Source organism: Agrobacterium sp. 22-3639C2 (assembly GCF_053522105.1).
Window position 1 is genome coordinate 489,192 of the sequence record NZ_JBNWDB010000001.1, and the last position, 13,479, is coordinate 502,670.

The 13,479-nt window shown below is 57.1% G+C and carries 12 protein-coding genes; 7 read left to right on the top strand and 5 right to left on the bottom strand.

The genetic code is table 11. From position 1 onward, the window contains the following. Window positions 1–91: 91 nt before the first annotated feature. A complete protein-coding gene (locus tag ACQZ6D_RS02435) occupies window positions 92–1,240 on the top strand; it encodes an HPP family protein (RefSeq protein WP_065702508.1) in 1,149 nt (382 codons plus the stop codon). Window positions 1,241–1,305: 65 nt separating this feature from the next. On the opposite strand, the gene ACQZ6D_RS02440 is transcribed toward ACQZ6D_RS02435, so the two are convergent. Beyond that, complete coding sequence (locus ACQZ6D_RS02440; protein ID WP_003515262.1) at window positions 1,306–1,881, bottom strand: single-stranded DNA-binding protein; 576 nt, start codon at window positions 1,879–1,881, stop codon at window positions 1,306–1,308. A gap of 265 nt (window positions 1,882–2,146) precedes the next feature. Between ACQZ6D_RS02440 and uvrA the strand changes: the two genes are divergently transcribed. Beyond that, the gene (gene uvrA / locus ACQZ6D_RS02445) at window positions 2,147–5,068 is read left to right on the top strand and encodes an excinuclease ABC subunit UvrA (RefSeq protein ID WP_448729595.1); all 2,922 of its coding nucleotides are present in this window, start codon (window positions 2,147–2,149) and stop codon (window positions 5,066–5,068) included. Between the two features lie 55 nt (window positions 5,069–5,123). Next, window positions 5,124–5,924, top strand: coding sequence for a DUF72 domain-containing protein (locus ACQZ6D_RS02450; protein ID WP_065702507.1), 801 nt, complete (start codon window positions 5,124–5,126; stop codon window positions 5,922–5,924). A 5-nt stretch (window positions 5,925–5,929) separates the two neighbouring features. On the opposite strand, the gene dusA is transcribed toward ACQZ6D_RS02450, so the two are convergent. Then, window positions 5,930–6,946, bottom strand: a complete 1,017-nt coding sequence (gene dusA, locus ACQZ6D_RS02455) for a tRNA dihydrouridine(20/20a) synthase DusA (RefSeq protein WP_083211500.1) — start codon at window positions 6,944–6,946, stop codon at window positions 5,930–5,932. A gap of 560 nt (window positions 6,947–7,506) precedes the next feature. On the opposite strand from dusA, the gene ACQZ6D_RS02460 reads away from it, so the two are divergent. The 4 genes from ACQZ6D_RS02460 to ACQZ6D_RS02475 all read left to right on the top strand — a co-directional run bounded on the left by ACQZ6D_RS02460 (window position 7,507) and on the right by ACQZ6D_RS02475 (window position 11,236). Continuing rightward, the gene (locus ACQZ6D_RS02460; RefSeq protein ID WP_236761502.1) at window positions 7,507–8,763 is read left to right on the top strand and encodes a TylF/MycF/NovP-related O-methyltransferase; all 1,257 of its coding nucleotides are present in this window, start codon (window positions 7,507–7,509) and stop codon (window positions 8,761–8,763) included. A gap of 370 nt (window positions 8,764–9,133) precedes the next feature. Next, on the top strand, window positions 9,134–9,628 hold the full coding sequence (locus tag ACQZ6D_RS02465; RefSeq protein ID WP_003515270.1) for a YciE/YciF ferroxidase family protein: 495 nt from the start codon (window positions 9,134–9,136) through the stop codon (window positions 9,626–9,628). Window positions 9,629–9,975: 347 nt separating this feature from the next. Then, on the top strand, window positions 9,976–10,665 hold the full coding sequence (locus ACQZ6D_RS02470) for a fumarylacetoacetate hydrolase family protein (protein ID WP_065702504.1): 690 nt from the start codon (window positions 9,976–9,978) through the stop codon (window positions 10,663–10,665). A gap of 37 nt (window positions 10,666–10,702) precedes the next feature. Next, window positions 10,703–11,236 carry a gamma carbonic anhydrase family protein gene (locus tag ACQZ6D_RS02475; RefSeq protein WP_013636159.1) on the top strand — a complete coding sequence of 178 codons (534 nt, stop codon included), beginning with the start codon at window positions 10,703–10,705 and terminating at the stop codon, window positions 11,234–11,236. Window positions 11,237–11,275: 39 nt separating this feature from the next. On the opposite strand, the gene zur is transcribed toward ACQZ6D_RS02475, so the two are convergent. From zur to znuC, 3 genes are read right to left on the bottom strand one after another with little or no spacing between them, the layout of a single operon-like run. Beyond that, window positions 11,276–11,680 carry a zinc uptake transcriptional repressor Zur gene (gene zur / locus ACQZ6D_RS02480; RefSeq protein ID WP_025593459.1) on the bottom strand — a complete coding sequence of 135 codons (405 nt, stop codon included), beginning with the start codon at window positions 11,678–11,680 and terminating at the stop codon, window positions 11,276–11,278. Beyond that, window positions 11,677–12,495, bottom strand: coding sequence for a zinc ABC transporter permease subunit ZnuB (gene znuB, locus ACQZ6D_RS02485; RefSeq protein WP_013636161.1), 819 nt, complete (start codon window positions 12,493–12,495; stop codon window positions 11,677–11,679). Before znuB ends, zur begins: the two co-directional genes overlap by 4 nt. Continuing rightward, the gene (gene znuC, locus ACQZ6D_RS02490) at window positions 12,488–13,405 is read right to left on the bottom strand and encodes a zinc ABC transporter ATP-binding protein ZnuC (RefSeq protein WP_065687360.1); all 918 of its coding nucleotides are present in this window, start codon (window positions 13,403–13,405) and stop codon (window positions 12,488–12,490) included. The genes znuB and znuC overlap by 8 nt, the downstream gene beginning before the upstream one ends. Between the last annotated feature and the right edge of the window lie 74 nt (window positions 13,406–13,479).

Genomic DNA, 13,479 nt, shown 5'->3' on the forward strand with positions numbered 1-13,479 from the left:
GGCCGGATTTGCGAAAAATCCGCCCTTTGAATCCGGCTCCTGCCTCGGTTAAAAGACGCGCATCTTTTTTCCGCATCAGAAAGCTCTCTCCATGCGATCCACGCTGCGCCGCCTCATCCCGGATGCCGCTCCCGTCAGTAACCGGGAAAGGCTGCGCGCTGCGGCGGGCGCCTTCGTCGGCATTTCGCTGACCGGACTTCTGGGCAGCCTTGCTTTCCGCTTAGACCCTAGCCTGCCCGCCATGATCGCGCCGATGGGCGCCTCGGCGGTGCTTTTATTCGCCGTGCCATCCAGCCCCCTTGCGCAGCCCTGGTCGATCCTCTGCGGCAACATCGTGTCGGCTTTCGTGGGCGTGACGGTGGCTCTACTCGTTCCGGATATTTTCCTTGCCAGCGCGCTTGCCATAAGCCTTGCCATTGCTGCCATGATGGCGCTGCGCTGCCTGCACCCGCCCAGCGGCGCGGTGGCGCTGACGGCCGTTCTCGGCGGTCCCGCCGTGCATGGTCTCGGCTATGGCTTTATTCTCTGGCCGGTCGCCGGAAACTCGCTCATCCTTCTCATCCTCGCGCTCGTTTATAACAATGCCACCGGCCGCGCCTATCCGCACGGCCTGAGGTTGGGAAAGGCCAGCCACGGCACGGCAGACCCGACGCCGATACAGAAAATCGGCTTTTCCTCAGCCGATCTGGACGAGGTGCTGAAGGAATATGACGAGGTTCTCGATATTGATCGCGATGTGCTGGAGATGATTTTGCGCAAGACGGAATTGCGCTCCTGGCGCCGCCGCGCCCTCCATCTCGATTGCGCCAGCGTCATGTCGCGCGATGTGGTCGGCGTCGCCCCGGATGATAGTCTGCGCCACGCCCATTCACTGATGCGCAACCGCCATTTCAAGGCTCTGCCCGTGACCAACGACAGGGCCGAAATCCTTGGCATCGTCACTCAGACGGATTTTCTTGAAAAGGCTAGCTGGAGAAACGGCCGCCCTTCCATCGGTTTCCTGCAGCGCCTGCGCCTTATTCTCTCAGGCACAAGCGCACCCAACGATACCGTCAAGGATATCATGACATCGCCTGTTAGAACCGTGCAGCCGGAAACGGCGATCGAGGAAGCAATCATCCGCTTTGCGGAGGAAGGCCTGCATTACCTGCCGGTGATCGACGCCAACGGCAAAATGGTGGGTATTCTTTCGCAGTCCGATGTCATGGTTGCGATGCTGGCGGACAAAGCCGCGGCATAGGTCGTCGCGACCTTGAAGCGGGCAACCGGTTCGACCGGCCCCCGCCCCGTCAATCACGGTCCCGATCAGAACGGGATATCGTCGTCCATGTCACTGGAGAAGCCGCCGGAAGGCTGGCTGCCGCCACGCGAGGCACCGCCGCGGGCCGCCGGCTGCTGGTCGTAACCGCCACCGTAGTTACCGCCGCCGCTGCCATAATCTCCACCGCCGATGTCGCCACCGCTGCGGCTGCCGCCGCCACCTTCGCCGCGACCGTCGAGCATCGTCAGCGTGGAGTTGAAGCCCTGCAGTACCACTTCGGTTGAGTAACGGTCGTTACCGGTCTGGTCCTGCCACTTGCGCGTCTGCAGCTGGCCTTCGATATAGAGCTTGGCGCCCTTTTTCACATATTGTTCGACAACCTTGCACAGGCCTTCGTTGAAAACGACGACCGTGTGCCATTCTGTCTTTTCCTTGCGCTCGCCGCTGTTGCGGTCCCGCCACGTCTCTGAGGTGGCGATGCGCAGATTGGCGATCGGACGGCCGTCCTGCGTCCGGCGAATTTCGGGATCGGCGCCAACGTTCCCAATCAGAATTACCTTGTTTACGCTACCAGCCATCTCGTCATCCTGTCCGCCAGCCATCGTGACCGGCAATTGCATTTCAAAAAATCCCGCACACAATAACCATCGCCGCCCGCAAAGGGCACCGCAACGGGGAACAATCCACAGCGAATAATCCCGACTTTCTCAGAGAGTATATTCGCACTTGCAATTTGTTCCTTTTTTGTTCTATTAAATCACGAAATTCGAGTCAAGTGAGCCGAAAAGCCATCGATCGATAGGGAATAAACCTCGACACGTCCGGTTGCGTCACTACATAAGGACGCGCCGCCATCAGGCCTGTTAATTTTGTCCGAGCTTTATCATGAGTGAACTGAAGACGATTTCCATCCGTGGTGCCCGTGAGCATAACCTCAAGGGTATCGATCTGGATCTACCGCGCAATAAGCTGATCGTCATGACCGGGCTCTCCGGCTCGGGCAAGTCGTCGCTCGCCTTCGACACAATCTATGCCGAGGGCCAGCGCCGTTATGTCGAGAGCCTCTCGGCCTATGCGCGCCAGTTCCTCGAAATGATGCAGAAGCCGGATGTAGACCGCATCGAGGGGCTTTCTCCGGCGATTTCCATCGAGCAGAAAACCACCTCGAAGAACCCGCGCTCCACGGTCGGCACGGTCACGGAAATCTACGACTATATGCGCCTGCTGTTTGCGCGTGTCGGTGTGCCCTACTCGCCGGCGACGGGCCTGCCGATCGAGAGCCAGACGGTCAGCCAGATAGTCGACCGTATCCTTGCCTTCGAGGAAGGCACGCGCCTTTATATTCTCGCGCCGATCGTGCGCGGCCGCAAAGGCGAATATAAAAAGGAACTCGCCGAGCTGATGAAGAAGGGCTTCCAGCGCGTCAAGGTGGATGGCCAGTTCTACGAGATCGCTGACGTTCCCGTCCTCGACAAGAAGTACAAACACGATATCGATGTGGTGGTGGACCGCGCCGTCGTGCGCCCGGATATGGCAGCACGCCTTGCCGACAGTCTCGAGACCTGCCTCAAGCTCGCCGACGGGTTGGCAGTGGCCGAATTTGCCGACAAGCCCCTGCCGCCGGAAGAAACCTCGGCTGGCGGCTCCGCAAACAAATCGCTCAATGAGACCCACGAGCGTATGCTGTTTTCGGAAAAATTCGCCTGCCCGGTCTCCGGCTTCACCATCCCGGAAATCGAGCCCCGGCTTTTCTCCTTCAACAATCCCTTCGGCGCCTGCCCCACCTGTGACGGTCTCGGCTCGCAGCAGAAGGTGGACGAAAACCTGATCGTGCCCGAACCTGCACGCACCCTGCGGGATGGCGCGATCGCCCCCTGGGCCAAGTCGTCTTCCCCCTATTACAACCAGACGCTGGAGGCGCTGGGCAAGGCCTTCGGTTTCAAGCTGTCGAGCAAATGGACGGACCTTTCGAAAGAGGCGCAGCACGCCATTCTTCAGGGCACTGACGACAAGATCGAGTTCAACTATCAGGACGGCGCGCGCTCCTACAAGACGGTGAAGAATTTCGAAGGCATCGTTCCCAATCTGGAGCGTCGCTGGAAAGAGACCGACAGCGCCTGGGCGCGCGAGGAAATCGAGCGTTATATGTCGGCGGCCCCCTGCCCGGCCTGCGCCGGCTATCGCCTGAAGCCGGAAGCGCTCGCCGTCAAGATCAACAGAATGCACATCGGCGAAGTCACCCAGATGTCGATCCGTATGGCACGCGACTGGTTCGAGACGCTGCCGGAAAATCTGAACGCCAAACAGAACGAGATCGCGGTTCGCATCCTCAAGGAAATCCGCGAACGTCTGCGATTCCTCAACGATGTCGGGCTGGATTATCTCAGCCTGTCACGCAACTCCGGCACGCTTTCCGGCGGAGAAAGCCAGCGCATCCGGCTTGCGTCGCAGATCGGCTCCGGCCTCACCGGCGTTCTCTATGTTCTGGATGAGCCGTCCATCGGCCTTCATCAGCGTGACAATGCCCGCCTGCTCGATACGCTGAAGCACCTGCGCGACATCGGCAATACGGTGATCGTGGTCGAACACGACGAGGATGCCATTCTGACGGCGGATTACGTTGTCGATATCGGCCCCGCCGCCGGCATTCACGGTGGTCAGGTCATCGCCGAAGGCACGCCGCAGGAGGTGATGGCCAATCCGAAATCGCTGACCGGCAAATATCTATCCGGCGAACTCGGCGTCGCCGTGCCGGCAGAACGCCGCAAGCCGAAGAAGGGCCGCGAAATCAAGGTTTTTGGCGCACGCGGCAACAACCTGAAGAATGTGACTGCGGCCGTTCCCCTTGGTGTTTTCACCGCCGTTACCGGCGTGTCGGGTGGTGGCAAATCCACATTCCTGATCGAGACGCTCTATAAGTCGGCAGCACGCCGCGTGATGGGCGCGCGCGAAATTCCGGCCGAGCATGATCGCATCGATGGTTTCGAATTCATCGACAAGGTGATCGATATCGACCAGTCGCCAATCGGCCGCACGCCACGATCAAACCCCGCCACCTACACCGGCGCATTCACGCCGATCCGTGACTGGTTCGCCGGTCTGCCGGAGGCGAAGGCGCGCGGTTATGCACCTGGCCGTTTCTCCTTCAACGTCAAGGGCGGCCGCTGCGAAGCCTGCCAGGGCGACGGCGTCATCAAGATCGAGATGCACTTCCTGCCTGATGTCTATGTCACCTGCGACGTCTGCCACGGCAAGCGTTACAATCGCGAGACGCTGGATGTGACCTTCAAGGGCAAGTCCATTGCCGACGTGCTTGATATGACGGTGGAAGAAGGCGTTGAATTCTTCGCCGCCGTTCCGGCCGTGCGTGACAAGCTGCAAGCGCTGTTCGATGTCGGCCTTGGTTACATCAAGGTCGGCCAGCAGGCCAATACGCTCTCCGGCGGCGAGGCGCAGCGCGTCAAGCTCGCCAAGGAACTGTCAAAACGCTCCACCGGCCGCACGCTCTACATCCTCGATGAACCGACGACGGGTCTCCATTTCCACGACGTCAACAAGCTTCTGGAAATGCTGCAGGCGCTGGTGGATCAGGGCAATTCCGTCGTGGTAATCGAGCACAATCTCGAAGTCATCAAGACGGCCGACTGGATCATCGATATTGGCCCCGAAGGCGGCACGGGCGGCGGCGAAGTGGTGGCAACCGGAACGCCGGAAGACATCGTCAAGAACGAGCGCTCCTATACCGGCCATTTCCTGAAGGAACTTCTGGAACGCCGGCCAGCCGGAAAACGCGAGGCTGCGGAGTAATCCGCGCCCTTCGCAGCAAGGTACGTAAGGCCGATAGCCCGAGGAGGAACAGTATATGTCGACATCAGGCACGATCCGCACCGGTATCGGCGGCTGGACTTTCGAGCCGTGGGAAGGCACGTTTTATCCGGAAAAACTGCCGAAGAAACGCCAGCTGGAACATGCCAGCCGGCAATTGACGGCGATCGAGGTGAACGGCACCTATTATAGTAGCCAGAAACCCGAGACCTTCGCCAAATGGGCGGCGGACGTGCCTGAGGACTTCGTTTTCTCCCTGAAGGCAAGCCGTTTCGTCACCAACCGCAAGGTCCTGGCCGAGGCGGGTGAATCCATGACGAAGTTCCTGACGCAGGGATTGACGGAACTCGGCCACCATCTCGGCCCGATTCTCTGGCAATTCGCGCCGACTAAAAAATTCGACGCGGAGGATTTCGGCGCGTTTCTGGCATTGCTGCCCGACAAACAGGACGGCATCAGCCTTCGCCACGTGGTCGAAGTGCGAAACCCGACATTTCAGGTGCCGGAATTCATCGATCTTCTCGCCAAACACAGGGTCGCGGTCGTCTGCGCCGACCATTACGATTATCCGATGCTGCCTGACGTAACTGCCGATTTCGTCTATTGCCGCCTGCAAAAGGGCGAAGATGATATCGAGACCTGTTATCCGAAGGCCGAGATTGACCATTGGGCAAAACGGGTCAAGACCTATGCGGCGGGCGGTGTTCCGGATGACCTGCCGCTGATCGCTCCCGATAGAAAAGTAGAGAAGACCCCTCGCGATGTCTTCGCTTTCTTCATCACCGGCGGCAAGGTCAATGCACCAAACGGCGCACAGGTATTGCAGAAATTGGTCTGACTGGCTCAGCCAGCCATTTCTTTCGCCGGATTGAAATCGACTGCCGCGAACGCCGCCTCGATCACCTCGGTTCCAGCGCCCGGCCGTGTGGCGTCGCTGGAAAGGATCTGCCGGAAACGGCGCGCGCCAGGCATGCCCTGAAACAGGCCGACCATGTGGCGGGTAACGTGGTTGAGACGCCCGCCCGCGGCGATGTAGTCGGTGGCGTAGGCCATCATCGCATCACGCAGCCCCATCCAGTCAGCTTGCCGGGCCTCTTCGCCATAAATGCGATGGTCGACATCAGCAAGGATGGACGTATTGTGATAGGCCGCACGGCCCAGCATCACGCCGTCCATATGGTGCAGATGGAGGCTTGCCTGATCGAGATCGGAGATACCGCCGTTGATGCCGATGAAGATGTCAGGATTTTCCCGCTTCATGCGATAGACGAGATCGTAATCGAGCGGCGGCACTTCACGGTTTTCCTTCGGCGAAAGACCTTGCAACCAAGCCTTGCGCGCATGGATCCAGACCGCATCCGCGCCCGCCGCCACAACCCGCGAAAGAAAATCCGGCAGCACGGCTTCCGGCTCCTGATCGTCCACGCCGATGCGGCATTTGACCGTGACTGGCACCTTCGCAACGGCCTTCATCGCCGTCACGCATTGCGCGACAATCTCGGGCTCGCGCATCAGACATGCGCCGAAAGTGCCGGATTGCACCCGGTCCGAAGGACAGCCGACATTGAGGTTGATCTCGTCATAGCCATAATCGCTGGCGATCCGCACCGCCTCCGAAAGCTTTACCGGATCCGACCCACCGAGTTGCAGTGCAACCGGATGTTCCTGAGTATGATAGTTGAGCAACCTGTCGCGCTGGCCATGGATGATGGCGTCGGCAACGATCATTTCCGTATAAAGCAGCGCACGCTTCGACAATTGCCGGTGCAGAAATCTGCACCTCGTGTCCGTCCAATCGATCATCGGGGCCACGGCAAAGATGCGAGACCCTGATGTCACCGCTTTTTTATAGAAATTCAACTATTTACGCTCGCTTACTAGGGTAAAATTCTGTGATAGTTTTTCATTGAGCAGCACCAATGTTCATGACTGTCGGTCACTATCACGGCGAGAAGATAATAGACGTCTCGATTGATTATACCGCGCAGATCCTTTGAAAAAAAGGCGAGCGTGTAGTTTTTAACAAGGCGAAGAAATTCGACCACAACCCTAATGCTGAAGCACACACGGTTTCTCTAGACCGAAATCGATGAGGCTGGTGGGCTTGAACGGTTGAATTCGGATCGCTTATCGCTATCCGATGCGAGCGACCGCTAGGTCAAAAATTGTGGGCGATGCTGCCGCTCGTCACGAGCCTCAGCTCGTTCTGGGAACAATTCCCAAGGTCGCGCATTAGTGGTCGTAGACGGCACTAAACACGTACCAATACGCCAAGCAGCGCGGGCGTCGTCCAATTCTTAATGCAGATTACTTTTCGGGCTCATAGAGTCGGACCGAAGTTCGGTTCCGAAATGAGAAATTATATAATCGCCTGACCAGTATTCTCTGATCGACGTAATATTAATTTTTGTGGGGCGCGGATGAGTTTTGGTTCGAAATTTTTGAAAAGTTTGTTTCAAAGTTCTCGTGAGGGGGAGCTTGAAAAATCATGGCCGACTGATTTTTACTCAACTGTTCCACATCGCTATTCCGTAAATCTTCACAGGTACAAAAAGATAGAGGATCAGCTCGATCCCAAAGAATTGTCGAGCGGCTTTACTCACAATGAAGAGCATCATAAACGTGACATGAACCGCTTCTTCACGTTTTGCCTCATATATGATCAAATAAAAAAAGAAAATATATCGGGTGATATCGCTGAACTTGGAGTATATAAGGGAAACACTTCGTATATATTAGCGAATTTCGCAAGGGCGCTGGGGCGTACTGCATATCTGTTTGATACGTTCGAAGGCTTCGATCCGAAAGATATCCAGGGCATTGATTCATCGATCCCTTTGCAGTTTTCCGATACCAGTCTTGAAACGGTGCGGGAATTTGTAGGCGAGGACAATGTCGTCTACGTAAAAGGGTATTTTCCAGAGTCGGCTACGCAAATTCCGGACAACCTAACGTTTTCCGTCGTTCATCTTGATTGCGACCTTTACAATCCGATGATGAGTGCGCTGAACTATTTCTACCCAAGAATGGTCGAAGGTGGGTTTATCATTGTCCATGATTATTCGAGCTTGCACTGGGACGGCGCCGAGAATGCAGCTGACGAGTTCTTTTCAGACAAGCCTGAATGTTTGATACCATTAGCGGACAGCGGCGGCAGTGCGATAGTGCGAAAGGCACGGGCATCCTCCGATAAATTCAACAATTGGCGAATTAAGCGACTTCATGATTTGTCGGTAGGAGCCTGGGTTCCCCCCCGACTTTTAAAGACTTATTTGAAAGACGGATGGGCGGACGTTGAAGACTGGGGCGTCTGGGGCCTGGGCGAACGCCATACGATGTCCTTGATAATTCCATTCGTACCGGAAACGGCCATTAGACTAATATTTGATGTCGATGCTCTCTTACTTGGCAGACAGATAGAGCAGACTGTTGCCGTTCTGGTCGATGGTACCAATGTTGCCGAGTGGAAATTTACATCCAAAAATAAACGTGGCGATCGGGAATTGATCATTCCTTTACACTTGCTGCAAAGGGACCAGAATGATGAATCTCCCCCGACAATCTTCTTCGAATTTAGACCCGAGTTTTTTACATCTCCACATTCCCTGAAGCCATCTAGTGAGGATACGCGTCCACTTGGACTTGCGATTCACAAATTGAAGATAGAGGTTGAGTAGAGAAACTGGCCATTGCCCCATTTCGAGAAGGTCTCGGGTCTTTTTTGCCGCTGGCTTTTCTGACGGGGTACGCTACCGGCAAGCAATGATCAACGATTGAGTTTTCCGAGCGATCGTCTTGCAAACTCGCACATATATCAGGGCGGAGAACTCGGCCTCTGAACGATCGTCTGGTCGCTGGCGGTACCCACCTGCTCCTGCCGCAAAAGAAGATTAAGTTCGGTCGGCCAGCCGGGAATTCGTCTAACAAGGAGGTCGGGCGCGAATATGTGATTGTCTTTGTGTTTCGGCTACCAGGTAGTGACGGGAAGGGAACTAAGCCCGCAACTGCGCGTTGTCTAAATGGTAATCAACAAACCGGAGGAATCCCATGAAAACACTTGCGGACATTTTCGAGCACACATTGCAGGACGTCTACTACGCGGAGAACGCTATAACGAAAGCGTTGCCCAAAGTCGCGAAGGCAGCCAAAAGTGCCGAACTAAAGAAGGCCGCCGAGGATCACCTTGCAGAGACCAGGGATCAGATCAAGAAGCTTGACCAGGTCTTTAAATCCATTGGCAAGAAAGCCTCCGGGGAAAAGTGCGACGCCATTGAGGGCTTGATCAAGGAGGCCGAAGGTCTCATGGAGGAGGCAGAAGGAACTGCGCTCGACGCTGGCCTCTTGGCGGCCTGCCAGGCAGTCGAGCACTACGAGATCGCCCGCTATGGTTCGCTCCGCGAATGGGCGAAGGATCTCGGCCACGATGAAGCCCACAAAATTCTAAGCGAAATCCTCGACCAGGAGAAAGCAACCAACAACAAGCTGACTAACCTTGCGGTGACGGCCATCAATAAGACGTCCGCCGCCAAGAAAGCTGCGTAACTCGCGTTTGCGAAGGTCTCCCCAATTTGGGAGACCTTACTTTTATGAACACTTAAAACGCGAGCCCTACCCCTCCTTCAAGTCTCATCTTGAGCCCACCTTACTGCATCCTCGACGCGAGCCTACATTTCACAACTTGTTACCCCCGAATCGAGAGACCTGTAAGAGCTGCTATTTTCACTGACCAAATTCGATCATCGGGTGCCAAGGCTAAGATTTTTTCGCCGTTTGCAAGCGCTTGTCTGTACCGGAACTACCTCTTTACGGCTGCGGTCATTTTGAACTGGAAATCGCCCAGGAATCGCGGGACAAGACTTGCAGTTCTAAAAAAGACGACAGGAAATCCCATGGCCGCCACCGTCATTCCAGTTCCAGAACCCGTTCTTCTGCCTGTAGAGGGCACAAACGAGATGTTCCCCGTGCGGCGGGTCTATTGTGTCGGCCGCAATTATGCCGATCACGCCATCGAGATGGGCCACGATCCTTCAAGGGAACCGCCGTTTTATTTCCAGAAAAATCCGGACAACCTTCTGCCTGCGGGTCAGGATTTCCCCTACCCTTCGCTGTCGTCGAACGTGCATTACGAAGTCGAATGCGTCGTGGTGTTGAAAAGCGGCGGTACGGATATTCTGGCAAGCGATGCGCTGGGCCACGTCTGGGGTTACGCGGTTGGCATCGATATGACACGCCGCGACCTTCAGGATGGTTTGAAGAAGATGGGACGCTCGTGGGAGGGCGCAAAAGCGTTCGAATATTCCGCGCCGGTCTCCGCCATCGTTCCCGCAGACAAGATCGGCCATCCGTCGACCGGTGCGATCTGGCTCGATGTCAATGGTGAGCGCAAGCAGACAGGCGATCTTGCGCAGATGATCTGGAAAGTGCCGGAAGTGATTGCCGAGCTTTCCAAGCTGTTCACGCTTGCCGCTGGCGATGTCATCATGACCGGCACGCCCGCGGGCGTCGGCCCTATCGTGCGCGGCGATCGGATCGAGTGTGGTGTAGACGGTGTCGGCACTCTGTCCGTAACGGTCGCCTGATCACTATCGGCGCATAATCGAAAGGGAGAGAACCGCCATGCCGCTTTATCGCCTCGCAGATCGGGTGCCGCAGACCCCTGCCACGGATCGCTACTGGGTCGCACCCGATGCGAATGTCATTGGCTCGGTGATACTTGCCGAGGATGTCGGCATCTGGTTCGGCGCGACGCTGCGCGGCGATAATGATCCAATCAGCATCGGTCGCGGCACCAATATTCAGGACGGCGTGATGGTGCACAGCGATCTCGGTTTTGCCGCCACGATCGGCGAAATGTGCACTATCGGCCACCACGCCATCATCCACGGCTGCACCATCGGCGACAATTCGCTCGTCGGCATGGGCGCAACGATCCTGAACGGCGCAAAGATCGGCCGCAACTGCCTGGTCGGCGCCAATGCGCTGGTGACGGAGGGCAAGGAGTTTCCCGACAATTCCCTGATCGTCGGATCGCCGGCGCGTGCCGTCCGAACGCTGGATGACGAGGCCGTCGCCAGCATCCGCCGCTCGGCGGAAAATTACATCGAAAACTGGAAGCGTTTTTCGAAGGATCTGGAAGTCATCGAAGAATGACGGATGGCGGGCAAGAACGCCCGCTGTCGCCAAACGGAGTTACCCCGCGCAGGCGGCACACAGACCACGAATTTCGATAGTGGTCTTTTCCGCCTTGAACTTGCTGTCCTTGACCCAGCGCTCGAGGCGATGGTCGATCTCGTGATCGTGGAACTCGTTCACCTGGCCGCAGGATTCGCAAATGGCAAAGGCGACGGTGCCATGATGATGCGAGCAGCATTCTGCCTGCGTGTGGGTGCAGGCAACAAAGGCGTTGAGGCTTTCAAGCCGGTGCACGAGACCATATTCCACCAGCTTTTCCAACGCCCGGTAGACCTGCAGCGGCGCGCGAAAACCATCATCGCGCAGCTTGTCGAGGATCACATAGGCGCTGAGCGGCGCATGCGCATTCGACAGGGCATTCATGACCAGCGACTGGTTTTTGGTAAGGTTCTGCGCATTCATGACTTGCCTCCTTCATCTGCGGAGCGGGAAAAACCCGGTGCCGGCAACAGGCTTATAACGAACAGGATCACGGCGGCAACCACGATGGACGGTCCTGATGGCGTGTCGTAACTCAGCGATCCGAACAGACCGCCAACGACGGCAACCGCTCCGATCAGAGACGCGACCACAGCCATCACCTCAGGCGTGGAAGAAAAACGTCTGGCTGTCGCCGCCGGTATGATGAGCAGCGATGTGATCAACATGATGCCGACCACCTTCATGGCGATGGCGATCACCAGCGCCATCAACAGCGTGAAGATGAGCTTGGCGCGTTCCGGGTTCAACCCCTCGGCCTCGGCCAACTCGGTATTGACTGTGGAGGCCAGCAGAGACCGCCACAGGAACACCATGGAAACCAGCACCACCAGCCCGCCGCCCCAGATCAGCGCGATATCGCTGCGGGTAACGGCCAGAATATCCCCGAACAGGAAGGAGACGAGATCGATGCGCACCCAGCTCATGAAGGCAACGATGACGAGGCCGATCGCCAGCGCCGAATGAGAGAGTATGCCGAGGAGCGCATCGGCGGAAAGCGCCTGCCGCCGTTGCAGAAAAATCAGCAGGATCGAAACCGCCGAGGCTACAAGAAAGACGCTGACGATGAGGTTGATCTGCAACAGCAGCGACAGCGCAACGCCAAGTAGTGCCGAATGGGCCATCGTATCGCCGAAATAGGCCATGCGCCGCCACACAACGAAGCAGCCAAGAGGCCCGGCGGTGAGCGCAACACCGATGCCGGCGATCATGGCGCGAACGAAGAAATCGTCAAACATGCCGCTCTCCCTGCTGGTGGCTTGAAGTGGCGTGTCCGTCATGCTCGTGGCCGCAGCCGCAGTCCCCGTGGTCATGATTATGGTCGTGATGCTGCTCATGCGCATGATGATGGCCATCATCGGGGTGGCAATGTTCGGTCACCGAACCATCCGCGTGCTGCACCCGGCCATCGGGCAGATGGGTGTGGTCGTGATGGTGGCTGTAAACAGCAAGCGCCTTGGCGGCCGACCCACCAAAAAGCCGCATATATTCCGGGCTCTGGCTCACCGCCTGCGGCGTTCCCCGGCAGCAGACATGGCCGTTCAGACATATCACGGTATCGGTTTCCGCCATGACCACATGCAGGTCATGCGAGATTAACAGAATTCCACAATTGTTTGAATTCCTGATATTTTTTATCAAATCATAAAGCGCGATCTCCCCGGAGAAATCAACGCCCTGCACGGGCTCGTCGAGAACCAGCAGATCGGGCTTGCGCGCAATGGCGCGGGCAAGAAGCGCCCGCTGGAACTCTCCGCCAGAAAGATGCTGCACCTCCGCGTTTGCCAGATGCGCGATACCCGTGGCGTTCAGCGCGGCGTCGATTTCGCGCGCGGGAAGCGGCCCGGTCAGCGTCATCAACCGGCGCACAGAAAGCGGCATGGTCCAGTCGACCGAAAGCTTCTGCGGCACATACCCGACCCTCAGACCGGCAATGCGCGATACCGCGCCTTCGCTCGGCTTCAAGACACCGATCGCCATTTTCGCGCTGGTTGATTTGCCCGAACCGTTCGGCCCGATCAACGTGACGATCTCACCCTTGCTGACGGAAAACTCCACGCCGCGCACGAGCCAGCGACCGTTGCGCTGCACGCCGGCATTGGAAAGTGACACCAGTATCTCTTTGCCCTCATGGGCGGAATGAAGCATGGGATTGTCCGATCGGCGATGTTGCTTACCGCTATCGCATACGTTATAGAGTTACGCAATAAATGTAATAACAT

Coding starts and splice junctions, on each gene's coding strand:
- ACQZ6D_RS02435 (WP_065702508.1), top strand. CDS start 92: ATGCGATCCACGCTGCGCCGCCTCATCCCGGATGCCGCTCCCGTCAGT.
- znuC (WP_065687360.1), bottom strand. CDS start 13,405: ATGCTTCATTCCGCCCATGAGGGCAAAGAGATACTGGTGTCACTTTCC.
- ACQZ6D_RS02475 (WP_013636159.1), top strand. CDS start 10,703: ATGCCGCTTTATCGCCTCGCAGATCGGGTGCCGCAGACCCCTGCCACG.
- ACQZ6D_RS02440 (WP_003515262.1), bottom strand. CDS start 1,881: ATGCAATTGCCGGTCACGATGGCTGGCGGACAGGATGACGAGATGGCT.
- uvrA (WP_448729595.1), top strand. CDS start 2,147: ATGAGTGAACTGAAGACGATTTCCATCCGTGGTGCCCGTGAGCATAAC.
- zur (WP_025593459.1), bottom strand. CDS start 11,680: ATGAATGCGCAGAACCTTACCAAAAACCAGTCGCTGGTCATGAATGCC.
- ACQZ6D_RS02460 (WP_236761502.1), top strand. CDS start 7,507: ATGAGTTTTGGTTCGAAATTTTTGAAAAGTTTGTTTCAAAGTTCTCGT.
- ACQZ6D_RS02465 (WP_003515270.1), top strand. CDS start 9,134: ATGAAAACACTTGCGGACATTTTCGAGCACACATTGCAGGACGTCTAC.
- znuB (WP_013636161.1), bottom strand. CDS start 12,495: ATGTTTGACGATTTCTTCGTTCGCGCCATGATCGCCGGCATCGGTGTT.
- ACQZ6D_RS02450 (WP_065702507.1), top strand. CDS start 5,124: ATGTCGACATCAGGCACGATCCGCACCGGTATCGGCGGCTGGACTTTC.
- ACQZ6D_RS02470 (WP_065702504.1), top strand. CDS start 9,976: ATGGCCGCCACCGTCATTCCAGTTCCAGAACCCGTTCTTCTGCCTGTA.